At 46.9% G+C, this 15,579-nt stretch carries 13 protein-coding genes and 2 riboswitches; of the genes, 10 read left to right on the top strand and 3 right to left on the bottom strand.

The features are described from left to right. Positions 1-79: 79 nt before the first annotated feature. Positions 80-226 (bottom strand): hypothetical protein, encoded by a 147-nt coding sequence (locus tag WH46_RS24135; RefSeq protein ID WP_156172308.1) that lies wholly within the window; start codon positions 224-226, stop codon positions 80-82. Positions 227-648: 422 nt separating this feature from the next. On the opposite strand from WH46_RS24135, the gene WH46_RS18265 reads away from it, so the two are divergent. Beyond that, complete coding sequence (locus tag WH46_RS18265) at positions 649-1,134, top strand: P-loop NTPase family protein (RefSeq protein WP_017812033.1); 486 nt, start codon at positions 649-651, stop codon at positions 1,132-1,134. A gap of 128 nt (positions 1,135-1,262) precedes the next feature. On the opposite strand, the gene fabF is transcribed toward WH46_RS18265, so the two are convergent. After that, on the bottom strand, positions 1,263-2,501 hold the full coding sequence (gene fabF, locus WH46_RS18260) for a beta-ketoacyl-ACP synthase II (RefSeq protein ID WP_046227839.1): 1,239 nt from the start codon (positions 2,499-2,501) through the stop codon (positions 1,263-1,265). 131 nt (positions 2,502-2,632) lie between these two features. On the opposite strand from fabF, the gene WH46_RS18255 reads away from it, so the two are divergent. Next, positions 2,633-3,487: a helix-turn-helix transcriptional regulator gene (locus WH46_RS18255; RefSeq protein ID WP_017812035.1), complete on the top strand. Its 855-nt coding sequence runs from the start codon at positions 2,633-2,635 to the stop codon at positions 3,485-3,487. A 195-nt stretch (positions 3,488-3,682) separates the two neighbouring features. Then, a complete protein-coding gene (locus WH46_RS18250) occupies positions 3,683-4,546 on the top strand; it encodes an MBL fold metallo-hydrolase (protein WP_046227838.1) in 864 nt (287 codons plus the stop codon). Between the two features lie 128 nt (positions 4,547-4,674). Here WH46_RS18250 and WH46_RS18245 read toward each other — a convergent pair whose 3' ends face one another. Next, positions 4,675-5,247: a histidine phosphatase family protein gene (locus tag WH46_RS18245; RefSeq protein ID WP_017812037.1), complete on the bottom strand. Its 573-nt coding sequence runs from the start codon at positions 5,245-5,247 to the stop codon at positions 4,675-4,677. A 195-nt stretch (positions 5,248-5,442) separates the two neighbouring features. Between WH46_RS18245 and WH46_RS18240 the strand changes: the two genes are divergently transcribed. The 7 genes from WH46_RS18240 to WH46_RS18215 all read left to right on the top strand — a co-directional run bounded on the left by WH46_RS18240 (position 5,443) and on the right by WH46_RS18215 (position 15,562). Continuing rightward, complete coding sequence (locus WH46_RS18240) at positions 5,443-5,646, top strand: DUF4177 domain-containing protein (protein ID WP_017812038.1); 204 nt, start codon at positions 5,443-5,445, stop codon at positions 5,644-5,646. Between the two features lie 96 nt (positions 5,647-5,742). After that, positions 5,743-7,287, top strand: coding sequence for an SMI1/KNR4 family protein (locus WH46_RS18235; RefSeq protein WP_046227837.1), 1,545 nt, complete (start codon positions 5,743-5,745; stop codon positions 7,285-7,287). A gap of 449 nt (positions 7,288-7,736) precedes the next feature. Further along, positions 7,737-7,937, top strand: a riboswitch (cyclic di-AMP (ydaO/yuaA leader). Positions 7,938-8,011: 74 nt separating this feature from the next. Continuing rightward, a riboswitch (cyclic di-AMP (ydaO/yuaA leader) is annotated at positions 8,012-8,194 on the top strand. Positions 8,195-8,619: 425 nt separating this feature from the next. Further along, positions 8,620-8,700, top strand: coding sequence for a K(+)-transporting ATPase subunit F (gene kdpF / locus WH46_RS24610; RefSeq protein ID WP_064505584.1), 81 nt, complete (start codon positions 8,620-8,622; stop codon positions 8,698-8,700). A gap of 19 nt (positions 8,701-8,719) precedes the next feature. Then, positions 8,720-10,390: a potassium-transporting ATPase subunit KdpA gene (gene kdpA, locus WH46_RS18230; protein WP_082208448.1), complete on the top strand. Its 1,671-nt coding sequence runs from the start codon at positions 8,720-8,722 to the stop codon at positions 10,388-10,390. 150 nt (positions 10,391-10,540) lie between these two features. Next, positions 10,541-12,568: a potassium-transporting ATPase subunit KdpB gene (kdpB, locus tag WH46_RS18225; RefSeq protein ID WP_046227836.1), complete on the top strand. Its 2,028-nt coding sequence runs from the start codon at positions 10,541-10,543 to the stop codon at positions 12,566-12,568. An 82-nt stretch (positions 12,569-12,650) separates the two neighbouring features. Beyond that, positions 12,651-13,226, top strand: coding sequence for a potassium-transporting ATPase subunit KdpC (gene kdpC / locus WH46_RS18220; RefSeq protein WP_046227835.1), 576 nt, complete (start codon positions 12,651-12,653; stop codon positions 13,224-13,226). Beyond that, positions 13,223-15,562 carry a histidine kinase gene (locus tag WH46_RS18215; RefSeq protein WP_046227834.1) on the top strand — a complete coding sequence of 780 codons (2,340 nt, stop codon included), beginning with the start codon at positions 13,223-13,225 and terminating at the stop codon, positions 15,560-15,562. Before kdpC ends, WH46_RS18215 begins: the two co-directional genes overlap by 4 nt. The last annotated feature ends 17 nt before the right edge of the window (positions 15,563-15,579 follow it).

Raw genomic sequence — 15,579 nt, 5'->3', positions numbered from 1 at the left:
CAGAAGTGATTCACTATCTGCTTCACCAGTTCTGCTGATATTATGTAGACGAATAGATTCTGCTAAAGGATACGCTGCCCTACCAGCCATAACGAAAAATTTTGATCCAGCCAAGGATGGAGATAATGAGCATAACCAAAGGGATGATACTCATGCGCAGAACGCGCGGAATTTTCAGCCAGTAACGAAAAAGCTTCCAACTGATTTGATCATTATCCTTTTTCATGGGGTTTTCCCTCCCTGTGGAAATTCTGTTACTATTATAGCATCCATTTCCAGTTTTACGTGGTAGCTGGTCCAAAAGATTGTGTTCCAGTATACATAAGGAGAGCTGTACATAGGATTGCGCTAAAGCAGCAGCACAGATGCTTCCAATGTATTGGTGCATGTTCATTTACTTCTGGTTAATAATTGAAATACAGGGTGACCGACATGTATATTTAGGAAAAGAAGGTGCCGCTATCTCTGAGTATCCATGAGCTGAATAACAGCAGTCGTACAAGCTTGAACGCAGAGTAAGCTATATACGGCTGCCAGATAGTTGCTGCTTATATGGAAAATAAAAAACTAAAGAGTGAAGAGTGTATTCCCGGTATGCGGACGAATCACTGTTCACGGGCACAGGGTAATCTTGGGGAGGTAGTGACTATGTCGTTGGCCAAAAGAATACATATTGTGGGAGCACCCGGCAGCGGCAAAACCGAGCTGGCTGCAAGGCTGTCCGAGCGATTGGACATACCCAGCTATTCATTGGAATCTGTCCTTTGGAGTAACGAGGGCAAAAAAAGACGTCGCAACACACCGGTTGTGAGGCAGCGTCTGTTGTTGGATATTATCGGTAAGGATGAATGGATTGTGGAAGGGAATCTGATGGAATGGCTTATTCCAAGCTTTGCACTGGCCGATCAGATTATTTTTTTGACACCGCATCCATTTGTACGGGATGGCAGAATGCTGCAGCGCTTTCTAAGGCAGAAAATTGGCACAGACCCGGATCGGGATCGCTTGAATCTGATGGGATTGATTGATCGGCTGTACTGGAACCACCGGTTTGAATACGAGTCCAAGCCTGCTATTCTCAAAGTCGCCGAACCTTACAAGCATAAGCTTATTGTTACCCGGCAAGTAGACTGACCATTTGCACGTATATAACCTGCTTGTCCAGCCATCCCTACAGCTCCGGCATCTGCCGGTGCTTTTTTGCATTGATTCACAGGAAAAAAGCCGGGTAGACGCACCCGGCAGATTCTTGCATATCGTCACTATTCCTCGTATCGCTTCAGCACGATAACAGCATTATGCCCACCAAATCCAAACGAGTTTGACAGACCAATCTGTACATCGGCTTCTCGTGCGGTATGGGGCACATAATCCAGATCACATGCCTGATCGGGATGGTCCAGATTGATTGTTGGCGGGATCAAGCCATGGCGCAGGGTCTGTACCAGTGCGATCGCTTCTGCACCACCTGCTGCGCCCAGCATATGACCTGTGATCGATTTATTGGCAGTAACAGGCAGTTTGTAGGCATGATCGCCAAACAGCTGGCGGATAGCCTTGGTCTCGGAAATATCACCAATCACGGTACTTGTGGCATGAGCACTGATTACATCGACTTGTTCCGGTGTAATCCCGGCATTAGCCAATGCTGCCTTCATGGCCAGCAGCGCCCCGCGTCCTTCCGGATGGGTGGCGACCATATGGTAAGCATCCGAGCTGGCGCCATAACCGATTACTTCTGCATAGATGGGAGCCTGGCGGCTCAAGGCGTGACTGAGCGATTCCAGTACGACAATACCCGCTCCCTCGGACATTACAAATCCATCACGATCCTGGTCAAAAGGACGACTGGCTGCTTTGGGTGCCTCATTGCGGGTAGAGACAGCTGTCGCATTGCCAAAGCTGGCCAGAGAAACCTCGTTGGTAGCCGATTCGGTACCGCCAGCAATAATAACATCAGCATCACCAGCGCGAATCAGACGCATGGCTTCGCCAATCGCGGTATTACCGATCGAACAGGCGGTAACCGGTGCCAGTGTGGGTCCCCAGCTACCAATACGGATACTGATCATGGCCGCCGCACTATTGGCGATCATCGAAGGTACAAGCGTTGGACTGACCCGTTCGGGTCCACGCTGAGTAAGCGTCTGATGCTGATCCAGCAAAGATTGAATTCCGCCGATGCCTGAACCGACATAGACGCCTACACGCTCCCGATTGACCTGATTCATATCCAGACCGGCATCCTGAATCGCTTGATCTGCAGCTGCTATGGCAAACTGGGTAAAGCGATCCATCCGCCGAGCTTCTTTGCGACCGAATAAAGCATCCGCATCAAAGTTCTGAACTACACCTGCGATCGTACTTTTATATCGTTGAGTATCAAAAGCCTCAATAGCGCGTATGCCGGATTGGCCACTGCTCAATTGCTGCCAGAACGTATCTACATCATTTCCGATGGGGGAAACAATACCCATCCCTGTAATAACCACTCGTTCCATACTGCTTCCTCCTTGTATCTATATTGATTACTATATGTATCTTTGCATGTATATTATCCTATTACAAGTTACCGTTTATCCTAGTATAATTAGTAACAGGCTCGTTTAAATACATGTATATAGGAGGATTTATGAATCATCAGGCACGCTTACAAGCCTTATCTGTTTTTCTCAAATCCCAGCGTTCCAAGATTCTGCCTACATCGGTAGGGCTTGCTGCTGGTACGCGGCGCCGTACACCGGGTCTGCGTCGTGAAGAGGTAGCGCAGCTCGCTGGCGTGAGTACTACCTGGTATACCTGGTTGGAGCAAGGGCGAGATATCCAGGTATCGGCTTCGGTACTGGAGAATGTAGCTGCTGCGCTACAGTTGAATACGGATGAGCGACGTTACCTGTTCTCACTGGCACTGGACAAAGGCCATGGTGTAACGCCTATTGCCGAAGAGCTGCCTCATATTTCACCTTCATTGACCAAAATACTGGAACAACTCAAATATTGTCCGACCATTGTCTCCGACAGACATTGCCAGATTGTGGGCTGGAATGAAGCCGCCCGGCATGTCTTTCTGGATTTCGAGCAGATTCCTGAAACGCAGCGCAATATGATCAGTTTGCTGTTTGCGCGCAAGGAATTTCGCAGACTGGCTGTGAATTGGGATGATTTTGCCGGAGATTTTTTGTCTATTTTCCGGGCTTATTATGGACAGTATGTAGAGGATGAATGGTATGAGCAGTTTTTGAATGAAATGATGAGTCTCTATCCTGATTTCCGTTCGTTGTGGCAGCACAGCAAAGTCAGCTCGGCGCCACAGGTTGTGATTGAATTTCGTCATGCACGTGGAGGCAAGATGCTGTTTGAATTGACTTCGTTGGTCGTACAGGGCAGTGGAGACCTACGCTGCAGCATTTATACGCCTGTACAGGATTCTGCGACAGAAGTGAAGCTGATGGCACTCATGGAGCGAAGCCGGGAAGCAGAGCTGTAGTAATCCGTCTGCCATTGGGTACAGCGATCAGATGTAGTACAATAGGGAAATATAGAAATAGCCTGTATACCTAATCGTCCGGATACATTTAAAGCCGAACTGTCCTATGAATACGCTATCCATCTATGGAATTTATCATAAGATGCACCTTGCCGCTGTGCAGGTGCCTATGAATCAGAACAGGAGCTGCCATCTATGCAGATTATGCAGAATTTATCTTCCCATATTAATTATCTAACTCCCTATCAGGAAACCGATCGTCCTATTCTGGCGGCTGTCACGGGTACCCGTTCCACCTTGTTGATCGATGCAGGGAATTCCGCAAGCCATATCCAGCTTTTTATCGATCAATTGGTAAAGCTGGATATTTCTCCACGCTGGCTGGTACTCACTCACTGGCACTGGGATCATGTATTTGGCATGAATCAGGCCAATACAACCATTATCGCCCAGACCTTGACGACACAGCACATCAAGGAAATGCAGAAGCTGTCCTGGTCCGATGAAGATCTGGATCGGCGTGTAGAGGAAGGCACTGAAATTGCTTTTTGCGCCGATGCCATCAAAAAAGAATTTGGCGAAGAACGCGATATTCTACTGCCTACACCGGATATTACTTTTGACCGTAAGCTGGAGCTTGATCTTGGACGTGTGCATTGTATTATCGAACATGTCGGTGGAGATCATTCCGCTGATTCTTCGATCATCTATATCCGGGAAGACAAAGTATTATTCCTTGGGGATGCACTATATCCGAATATCCATGTGACGCCCAATTGTTATACCCCGGCGACTACGCTGAAGCTGATTCAGTCGCTGCGCAAATACGATGCCGATACGATAGTATTGTCTCATCATGCAGAGATCTGGGATGCTGAGCGATTCAATCAGGAGCTGATTCTGCTGGAACGTACAGCACTGCTCGTACAAAATGCAGATCATGACCGTAATCAGGTAGCTGAACGGCTGCAAGTCCAATACGGCAGAGAACTCAGTGAATATGAACAGGAGACGATTGATCTGTTCATTAGCGGGCGAGCTATGGAAGCAAAGATCTAATATAGGTATAAAAAAACACCCTGTCCGGATTATCGGAACAGGGTGTTTGAATATCCACAATATAACGAGGGGATTCAGTTGTACTGGTGCAAAGAATATACGAACAACGTGTTTATTATTTCATCGGATTAGCGCTTGGTCTGGCGCAGAGCAGCCTGTGCTTCGGCATCCCGGAAAATATGCAGCTTACCATTCTCGACCATCCGCATTCGAGGGCCAGCAAATCCGCGCTTGATCAGCTGCTTGCGCATATACAGCATCAACGCCCAGTGGCTGACTACCAGTACATGCTCGGCATCCGAAGAAAGAATGACATCCAGTGCGCGATCGATCCGTGCTTCCGTCTCGGCGACCATGCGTTTGTAGCGCCGGCTCAGCAGAGGGGCGATCCGGGCAAAAACGGCCCATCCAATAAAGGGAAAGCGTAGTTCGGTCTGGAAGGTAGGCGGTGTAATCTCCCGCAATTCGGGCATAATAATGATCTCTCCGGGATAGATATACTGGGCTGTTTTGAGTGCTCTCGGCAGATCGCTGGCAAAACATTTCTCCCAATTCAGTCCCTGCAAATCCGTTTGCCCTTCTTCGATGTCGGCAACATCATACTCCTCCAGCCAGGTGACCAGCTCGCGAACCGTCACCATCTGCCGAATGGGGAATTCCTTATTCACTTTGAAATGGCGGACAAGCCCTATAGTCTTCATCACGAGTCTGGTGTAACTCCTTATCGTTATTATGTTACAATATAGCTTGTTGGATCGGTTCAAATAAGTCAAGATTTCGATTCATTCATACAATTTGATAATCGGCAGATGCTTCAGTATACATGACTATTTCTTATACATTGTATACCCTTTTTGGCAAAAGCCGAATTGTTTTGAAGAAAGGAAGATCATACCATGAGTCAGTGGGAATATAAAACATTAAAATTACCGGCAGCCGGTTTTGTGAATGGCAGAGTCGATGACCGTCTGCTTCAGGAGGAATTAAACAATCTGGGGTTTGATGGTTGGGAGCTTGTGTCTTCTTTTGATACAACTATCAGCCAGGGAGATCTGGGAGAAGTTGTTCTTATTTTCAAACGCAGTGCTCTGCTGGATTGATCGGGAGCTACATAGAGAAAGGTGCAGGTAGCCTGTGCAGTGTAGATGAATAAAAATGGAGAGTTTGGTTTAGGTTAGGAAAAAGGAGGCTTGTATATGATAGGAACATGGATCGAGGAAATCAAGTCCATTTTGAGACCGGAACTGAACAGTCTGGAGGACTTTCTGCTGCCGCCTGCCGGAGATGTAGAGATTGCTCAGGCAGAGCAGGCAATGGGAGTCACCTTTCCGGATGAATTAAGACAGCTCTATCATATTCATAATGGGGAATCCCGCAATGGCCCCGGCCTTTTCTTTGGGCTTCAGTTTTTGAGTCTGGACGATATGGTGAGCGAATGGAAAATATGGTCGGATCTGCAGCCGCAATATCAGGAGCTGGGCGATCATTATTCCATTCCATCCGGCTGGATCAAGGAACAGTATATCAATAAAGGCTGGATTCCATTCTGTCATGATGGCGGAGGCAATCATCTTGGAATCGATCTGGACCCTGCCGAAAAAGGCATAGCTGGCCAAATCATCAACTTTGGCCGGGACGAAGAAATGAAACATGTGATTGCCCCCAGCCTCGGAGCATTTATCCATTTCATGCGGGATACGGTGCGTGAAGGGAATTATACGGTTGTAGAAGAAGAAGGTATGGGTTACTGGATGTATGGTCGTAATGAACAATCCCGTCTACTGAAGGATGCTCAGACCTATGCGATGGGCGACATTATACAGCAGCCTGAAGGAGAAGAAAGTGAGCAACTGGATACCTGGTTTGCGAGTCTGGACCCTGTCTGGCGTAATCTGATTACAGAAGGTCATGGAGATGCAGAATCTTTTGTAACAGCTAATCAGATCTATTTACCGGATGCACATCTGAGCGATATCAGTCCGTTGTCCCGCTGCCTGCAGGTTCGTGAACTACTGTTGAATCGCAATGAGATTGAAGATATTACTCCGCTGGCGAGCTGTCGGGAACTGAAAAAGTTGCATCTGTTTCGTAACCCGGTACGTGATCTGTCACCCCTTCAGAATTTGCCTTATTTGCAGATTCTGAATATTGAGGATACCCAGGTGCAGGATCTGAGACCGCTGAACAATCTGTCACGTCTGTATGAACTGGATTGCCGTGGTACTGCAGTTCAGGATTATTCTCCATTAGCCCAGTTGACTACGCTGCACAAGCTCGCAATCTCGGCTCCGACTCGCGAAGCTGCTGCATATATTTCGAGTTTGCCGGAGCTGTGTGAACTTACTATTTTGGGAGCCGATGAATGGCAGGAGGAAGATTGGGAACAGCTTGGGCGCATGCTGCCACTGCGTAAGCTGTATATTGGAGCGCTGCAGGATCGGCATATTCGTTATCTGGGTGGTTATGCTCAGTTGGAGAGTCTTACTTTGTATGATTCCCGTATTGATGACATATCCGCGTTGGCTGATTTGCCGGCACTCAAGGAGCTCAAACTCATGGAAGGCTGCCAGATCGGCAATCTGGAATCGATAGGCCGCTCGGTGACCCTGGAAAAGTTCACCGGGACATTTGCCCAGTTTGAACTGCTTAAGGATGCTTTTGCCCAATATGTGAATTTCTCGCAAATGATTGGAGAAATGACGGAGGAGCAGCACAATATCTGGATGCGTCATACCCGCTGATAAGACACATTTTGAATAGTCACCCTCAAAATCTATCAGATTTGTCCCTATAGGTAACAGTTGCCGAAGTATTTTAGATGCTTCGGCTTTTTATTATGGAAACAAGTTATTATTTTGAAGAGAACAGTATCTGTATTACGCATGAAAAGAATTACATATTCATTTTCACGTTTTTGCAAAAAAGATGTTTGCATCAATGAAAATAAAGTCGAATTCGCGAAAACAAAAGAAAAGCAGAGCAATAAAGAGCTTCAGATAGATAAAAAATTAATAATTGTTGTAAAAAGACATTTGTGAACTATCAGGGTCCATTTTGCCTTTTCTGTCACCTTTACAGTTAGCAAGGACAGGCGTAACATACATTTCAGGATTTAGAGATTCCCGGATTTGAATAGTAAATCTGGAATCAGCGACTGCTGTAAATGGCAGTCATTATAATTGGGTTTTATATTCTGTAATTGCTGAGTTTCCGGTCTAACCGGAAAGCGGGGGAACCAATAAAGCGGGAATAATGGCGGTGTGAGAGCCACCTTATATACCGCAAGGGGTGAATCCTTCAGGCCGATCACCATGGTATCGGTCTGAAGGTAGGGCGACTCTCACCGCCCGAATCCGACAGCTAACCTCGTAAGCACAGATGGAGAGGGAGTGTAAGACTTGTGCCATTCATGACACAGGGTATAAGAGCTCTGTGTTTTATTATGCTCTGAGCAGCATACAGGAAAACGTTACAACGCTTAGTTTCCATTGCATATGGAAAGCGGGGGAACCAATCGTCATAGCAGCCTAAGGACTGAAAAGAGTTTATACGGTCTATGACATGGGGTAAATTCCGGAATCTTCCGGAACGGGCAATCTTCCAGCCCGAACCCGACAGCTAACCTCGTCAGCGTATCAGGGAGAACTTATATCCGACTTATAACAGATAGTAAAGTTTGTTTGGTGCTGCATGAAATGGATGCACCAGCAAGCAGAAGATCTGTCAGGAAGCCTGGAAAAAGTTCTGCTTTTCTCCAGGCTTCTTTTTTTGCGCCAATTTTGGAATTTATTCTAGGATTAACTGCTAATAATACACATAACAACGATTTAAAAACACTTATATGTGTGTGGTACATTTGCGCAATACGTAAATATTTGTTGGCAAAGATAATACGTTTTGAAGATAAACAATATCCTTGGCAATCCATGGATAGGAAAATGAACTTATTAACGAAGGAGCAACGAAACCATGCTGGACATCATGATGATCGTATTGGTAATACTCATCGCATTCGCACTTGGAGGATTGGCAGAATGGTCATCCCGAGTCATTGGAGAAAGAGGGAATGACAAGTGACCTGGTTATTATGGATTATTATTGCTGGTTTGCTGGTGTATCTGTGTTATGCCTTAATCTATCCGGAAAAATTTTAAATAGGCAGGAGCGAGTGTTGTGAGTATTCTTCCATATATCGGAATTGCAGTAACTTTGATCATCGTTATTTTATTGGCTCGTCCTATGGGCAGTTATATTGCGAGAGCATTTGATTACACACCAGGACGTCTGGATCGCTGGTTTGGTCCGCTGGAAAAAGGAATTTATCGTGTTGGTGGTGTCCGTCAGGAAAATCAGACCTGGAAGCAGTATGCAGCCGCTGTATTGATCAGCAACACGGTATTATTGCTGGTAGTATATATGATTTTCCGTTTGCAGGATAAGCTGCCACTTAATCCGGCAGGCATAGGTGCAATGAGCCCGGATCTGGCTTTTAACACAGCTGTAAGTTTTATGACGAATACAAATCTTCAGCATTATAGTGGAGAAAGCGGATTGTCATTATTCTCGCAGATGACAGCGATCGTGTTTATGATGTTTGTCTCACCGGCCACAGGGATTGCAGTAGCTATCGCATTTATTCGTGGACTGGCAGGCAAGCCGCTTGGTAATTTCTTTGTGGATCTGACTCGGGCAGTAACACGGATTCTGCTTCCGCTGGCCTGTGTTGCAGCAATCATCCTGATCGGGCTTGGTGTACCGCAGACCTTGCAGACCGGAGTGACTGCCCAGACGTTGCAAGGAGCGCAGCAGCAGATTGCTACAGGACCTATGGGTACTTTCCTGGCGATCAAGGAGCTGGGTAACAATGGTGGAGGCTTTATGGGAGCCAATTCCGCGCATCCATTTGAGAATCCGGGCGGTATCAGTAACATGCTACAAATTATGCTGATGATGCTGGTTCCGGTCTCACTGCCATTTACATATGGCAAAATGGTTGGCAACAATAAGCAGGGGCGTGTATTGTTCGTATCCATGATGATGATGTTTATCGTGATACTGAGCGTATCGCTGGTAAGTGAGCATCAGGGGAATCCGCTCATTCAGCAGGCAGGTATCCAGCAGGGTACAGGTTCGATGGAAGGTAAGGAAGTACGTATTGGTGTAGAACAATCCTCCTTTTATTCGGTAGTAACTACGGCGTCGGAGACAGGCGCAGTAAATACTATGCATGATACATTGACACCGATCGCGGGTATGGTCGCTATTGGGAATATGATGCTTAATACAGTCTTTGGCGGTTCGGGAGTCGGGGTTCTTAACGTGCTGATGTATGCCATTATCGCGGTGTTCCTGTCCGGATTGATGGTTGGACGAACGCCTGAATTTTTGGGACGCAAAATCGAAGGCAGAGAAATGAAGCTGATTGCAGTGACGTTGCTGATCCAGCCATTGTTGATTCTGGCACCAACGGCTATTGCTCTGATGGCATACCCGGACACCATTTCCAATCCGGGCTATCATGGATTGACTCAGGTATTGTATGAGTTTACTTCTTCTGCAGCCAATAATGGTTCGGGCTTTGAAGGGTTGGGGGACAATACGATATTCTGGAATGTGTCGACCGGCGTGGTTATGTTTATCGCACGTTACTTTTCAATGATAACTTTGCTGGCAGTAGCCGGATCATTGCTCATGAAAAAGCCGGTACCTGAGACTAGTGGAACATTGCGTACCGATCAGCCGCTGTTTGGCTTGGTATTTGTAGTTGCTGTTGTCATCGTAGGGGCATTGACGTTTTTCCCGGCGCTTGTACTGGGACCGATTGCAGAACAGCTGACTTTGTAAAGGTATGGACGAGCAGCCGCTTTGGAGAATATCCAATAACATTACCCGAATGCGGAGCTGTAACCTATCTCAGCGATTGATCTGTATATATGACTATTTGATAAATAAAGCATAGCGAAAATAGAGACATTTCAAGTGGAGGAATCAGCAATGAAAAATCAAGCTTCCGTGATGAACCGGGAACTGATTAGCAAGGCTTTGCAGCAATCGGTCATAAAATTAAATCCCAGATTAATGATGAAAAATCCAGTCATGTTTGTAGTAGAAGTAGGTCTGATAATCAGTGTTTTATTGATTTTCATGCCCAATGCTTTCGGAGAATCTGTATCGACCGGTTTCAATATATCTGTAGCTGTTATTTTATTATTCACTATATTGTTTGCGAACTTTGCCGAAGCGCTGGCTGAAGGACGTGGCAAAGCACAGGCAGATTCTCTCAAAAAGACCAAAAAAGAAATTATGGCTCATCGTATTGATGGTGAGAAGACGGTAGAAGTACCTTCTACCGATCTGCGTAAAGGCGATATTGTGCGAGTATCCCAGGGAGAAATGATTCCTGGAGATGGCGAAGTCATCAAGGGGCTGGCATCTGTAGATGAATCTGCCATAACCGGTGAATCCGCTCCGGTTATCAAGGAAGCGGGTGGAGATTTCAGTTCGGTGACCGGAGGTACCATGGTCATTAGTGACGAGATTAGGATACGTATTACAAGCGATCCCGGCGAATCCTTTATGGATCGAATGATCAGTCTGGTCGAAGGAGCAGAACGCCAAAAGACACCTAATGAGATTGCATTAAACACAGTGTTGATAAGCTTGACTATTATATTCATGATGGTTGTTGTTACCCTGCCATTCATGGCGAATTATCTGGAGATTGATCTGGCTGTTCCGGTATTGATTGCCCTGCTGGTCTGTCTGATTCCAACAACAATTGGCGGTCTGTTGTCTGCTATCGGGATTGCCGGTATGGACCGGGTGACCCGATTTAATGTATTGGCCATGTCAGGCAAAGCAGTCGAAGCTTCCGGGGATATCAATACTATTATTCTGGATAAAACCGGTACGATCACCTACGGTAATCGGATGGCAAGCGAATTCGTACCTACCGATGGACATGCTGCACAGGACGTAGGGTACTGGGCAGCCATCAGTTCAACCTATGATGAGACACCAGAGGGACGATCCGTACTGGAACTTATGAAAAAGCAAAATTGGAATTATGATCAGGAATTGGGGAGAGACGCGGAGGTTATCGAATTCAGGGCAGAGACGCGTATGAGCGGACTAAATCTGCCGGACGGACGCAAAGTGCGCAAGGGAGCTGTAGATGCGGTCAAAAACTGGGTGACCGAGCAGGGCGGAACCATTCCTGCTTCCCTGCAAGCCAATAGTGATGCAATTGCTTCGGCAGGTGGTACACCACTGGCGGTAGCAGTAGATGATACGATCTATGGATTGATCTATCTCAAGGATACCGTCAAAGCAGGCATGAAAGAACGTTTTGAACAGATGCGCAGTATGGGAATCAAGACGATTATGTGTACCGGTGATAATCCGCTCACTGCAGCAACCATAGCAAGAGAAGCAGGAGTCGATGATTATATCGCCGAAAGTACACCCGAGGACAAAATTGCTGTTATTCGCCGCGAACAGGCTGAAGGCAAGCTGGTTGCGATGACCGGAGATGGTACTAATGATGCTCCGGCACTGGCGCAAGCTGATGTCGGGATTGCAATGAACAGCGGTACGGTAGCCGCCAAGGAAGCTGCCAATATGATTGACCTGGATTCTGATCCTTCCAAAATCATCGAAGTGGTAGCGATTGGCAAGCAGCTGCTGATGACGCGTGGCAGTCTGACTACATTTAGTATCGCCAATGATATTGCCAAGTACTTTGCGATTATTCCCGCTATGTTTATGGTTGCTATTCCGCAGATGCAGCTACTTAATGTAATGAATCTGCACTCACCGACTTCAGCGATCCTGTCGGCACTGATTTTTAATGCGATTATTATTCCTATTCTGATCCCGCTGGCGATGAAAGGGGTAGCCTACAAGCCAATGAGCTCCAGCCGATTGTTACAACGTAACCTGTTTATTTATGGATTCGGTGGTGTAGTGGTGCCATTTATCGGGATTAAAGTGATTGATTTGTTGATCCAGTGGTTTGTCTGATTCTGTAATAGCATGGTCTGTATATGAGCAATATTAACTGTCTACCAAGATTAATTGCCTATTCGGAAAGGAAAGAATAAACGTGAAAAATGTATGGATTACACTACGTACGAGTGCAATACTATTTGTCCTGTGCTGTGTACTATATCAATTAGCCATTACAGGAATAGCCAAAGTTGCCATGCCGCATCAAGCGGCAGGCAGCCTTGTATATAACAGCAACCACGATGTGATTGGTTCAGAGCTGATCGGACAGTCATTTACCGATCCTCATTATTTCCAGGGACGGGTGTCCAGCATCGAATATAATGCCAACGGATCGGGTTCACCGAACTATGCACCATCCAATCCTGATTTAAGCAAACGAATTGAAGAATCAGTCGCTGCATGGCAAAAGCAGAATCCTGACGTTCCCGTATCTTCACTGCCTGTCGATCTGGTGACCAATTCCGGCTCGGGTCTTGATCCGGATATTACACCGCAGGCAGCGGCAGCCCAGATTCCCCGTATCAGCCAACTGACTGGCCTGAAAGCGGATCAGCTTCAATCGCTGGTACAAGAAAATACAACTTCTGCACAATTAGGCATTTTTGGTGAACCAGCTGTTAATGTACTCAAACTGAATCTGGCAGTGCAGCAGCTGCGTGCCCAGTCATGAGTACGTTTCGGCGCAAGACACCTGAAGAGATGCTGCAAATGATCGCCAAATTGCATCATGGCAAACTCAAAGTCTATATCGGAGCCGTCAGCGGCTCCGGTAAGACTTATCATATGCTCCGGGATGGTCAGCTGCTTAAGCAGGAGGGTATTGATGTAGCGATGTGTGCGGTATCTACTCTTCGCCGACCAGAGACCGTACAGCAGCTTGGTGATCTGGAACGAATTCCGAGCATTCACTGGACCAAAATAGAAGAGGACGGACAGCAGAGTGAGCAAAAGGATCTGAATATCGAACAGATTATTGGTCGCAATCCGGAAGTACTACTGGTGGATCATTTGGCTCATCATAATCGCCCGGAAGCCCAATATGCTACCCGATGGGAAGATATTCAACATCTACTGCAGCATGGTATCAGCATTATGGTTACTGTGAATGTATACGAACTCGAAGGAGTTGCAGAACTGGCACGGCAATATATTGGCCGTAAAGTGAAATGTACTGTTCCTGCCAATGTATTGGAACAGGCAGATGAAGTTCGTCTGATTGATGTAACGCCGGAGGTTATCCTCCAGCGTTATTTTGCCGGTCATTTGAATAACAGTGCAGACCGTGACTATTTTGAACGTGGCAATCTGGCTGTACTACGCGAACTGGCATTGCGTACGGTTGCGGAGGGAGTCGGCGGTACATTGGAAAAGCACCGTGCTGAGCAGGGACTGACCGGTCCGACCGGTACTGCCGAGCGCATTATGGTATCGGCACAGTATCATTGGAACGGGTCGATCTATATCAGACGGGGTCAGCAGATTGCCAGACGGCTCAGTGGAGACCTACTTGTCGTCTCCTTTCGCAATTCCAGCCGTAAATTGACGCGAGAAGAGCAGACCTTCAAAAATGCATTTCAAGAGCTGACCCGGCAGATCGGCGGGGTATTCGAAGAAGTTCCTATTCGTTCGCAGCAGATGCTACCCAGACAGATGGTGAATTATGCCCGTGAGCATCAGGTGACACGAATTGTACTGGGGCATTCACGTCAGAACCGCTGGCAGGAAATAGTGAATCGTTCGGTTATTAATGGTCTGCTGCTGTATACACGGGATATCGATATTTTTTTGATGGCTGATCGGGCAGAGCAGGAAGGTGAGCGTATTCTGCCTGCACGCACCAGCGCAGTCAAAAGAAATGAGGTCTACCGACGGTTACCTTCCGAAGAAATCGAACGCAAAATCGATCAGATCAAGCGCGGCACATTCAAAGTCTATGTAGGTGCGGCTCCAGGTGTCGGCAAAACCTATACCATGCTAAGAGAAGGAAATGAGCTGTTGCGTCAGGGAATTGATGTAGTGATCGGGCTACTGGAGACCCATGGACGACAGGAGACAGCTGCTCAGGCGGCTACTTTGCCGATGATTTCCAAATGCAAAATCAGTTATGGCGATCGACAGCTGGAAGAAATGGATCTGGATGCGGTACTTGCACGTAATCCCGAAGTAGCACTCATTGATGAGCTTGCGCATACGAATGTGCCGGGTAGTAGAAACAGCAAGCGGTATGAGGATATCAGGGAACTGCTGGATGCAGGTATCTCGGTAATTTCCACTGTAAATATTCAGCATCTGGAAAGTCTCAATGATGCGGTTGAACAGATTACCGGAATTCGCGTCCGCGAGACCGTACCCGATTCCATTCTGCATCTGGCAGATGAAGTTGAATTGATTGATGTGACACCGCAGACTTTGCAGCAACGGCTGGAAGAAGGCAAAATCTATGCTGCTGCCAAAGTAGAGCAGGCAATGAATCATTTTTTCAAACTCGGTAATCTGATTGCACTGCGTGAGCTGGCTCTCCGTGAAGTGGCTGATGATGTAGATGATCGTCTCGAATCATGGGAACGTATAGATTCGCTACGTGGTCCATGGCATAGGGAAGAAATTATATTTGTTGGAGTGAAACTGGATCATGAAGCAGAGCGGTTGATCCGAAGAGGATTCCGTATTGCCTATCGGCTCAAAGCCAGACTGATTGTCACATATATTCATATAGGAAATCCGCAGTCACTGATTGGAGATGCGGCTCTCAAAGCAGACAAGTTCAGCAAGCTTACGAATCGTCTTGGTGGAGAATTCAATATTCAGTATGAATCTGACTGTAAAGGGCTAACGCATCTGGCACGAATCATTAACGAAGAAGCCCAGAAGCATCAGGCTACACAGATGCTTCTGGGCCAATCCAGTACTCCCCGATGGAAACGATGGGGGAGGGAATCTATATTACGCAAAGTACTTCGTTATGCACGAAATATGGACATTCTGGTCGTAGCCGACAGGGATTGAATACCTGAGGGCTGCGA

This window comes from Paenibacillus dauci (genome assembly GCF_000971985.1).
Classification (GTDB): domain Bacteria; phylum Bacillota; class Bacilli; order Paenibacillales; family Paenibacillaceae; genus Saccharibacillus; species Saccharibacillus dauci.
This window is presented reverse-complemented; position numbering and strand designations above follow the sequence as displayed.

What these genes read in the sequence shown, in the direction of transcription:
- WH46_RS18240 (WP_017812038.1), top strand. Translation starts at nt 5,443, where the DNA reads ATGAGTCAGTGGGAATATAAAACATTAAAATTACCGGCAGCCGGTTTT.
- WH46_RS18250 (WP_046227838.1), top strand. Translation starts at nt 3,683, where the DNA reads ATGCAGATTATGCAGAATTTATCTTCCCATATTAATTATCTAACTCCC.
- WH46_RS18265 (WP_017812033.1), top strand. Translation starts at nt 649, where the DNA reads ATGTCGTTGGCCAAAAGAATACATATTGTGGGAGCACCCGGCAGCGGC.
- fabF (WP_046227839.1), bottom strand. Translation starts at nt 2,501, where the DNA reads ATGGAACGAGTGGTTATTACAGGGATGGGTATTGTTTCCCCCATCGGA.
- WH46_RS18255 (WP_017812035.1), top strand. Translation starts at nt 2,633, where the DNA reads ATGAATCATCAGGCACGCTTACAAGCCTTATCTGTTTTTCTCAAATCC.
- WH46_RS24135 (WP_156172308.1), bottom strand. Translation starts at nt 226, where the DNA reads ATGAAAAAGGATAATGATCAAATCAGTTGGAAGCTTTTTCGTTACTGG.
- WH46_RS18235 (WP_046227837.1), top strand. Translation starts at nt 5,743, where the DNA reads ATGATAGGAACATGGATCGAGGAAATCAAGTCCATTTTGAGACCGGAA.
- WH46_RS18245 (WP_017812037.1), bottom strand. Translation starts at nt 5,247, where the DNA reads ATGAAGACTATAGGGCTTGTCCGCCATTTCAAAGTGAATAAGGAATTC.
- kdpB (WP_046227836.1), top strand. Translation starts at nt 10,541, where the DNA reads ATGAAAAATCAAGCTTCCGTGATGAACCGGGAACTGATTAGCAAGGCT.
- WH46_RS18215 (WP_046227834.1), top strand. Translation starts at nt 13,223, where the DNA reads ATGAGTACGTTTCGGCGCAAGACACCTGAAGAGATGCTGCAAATGATC.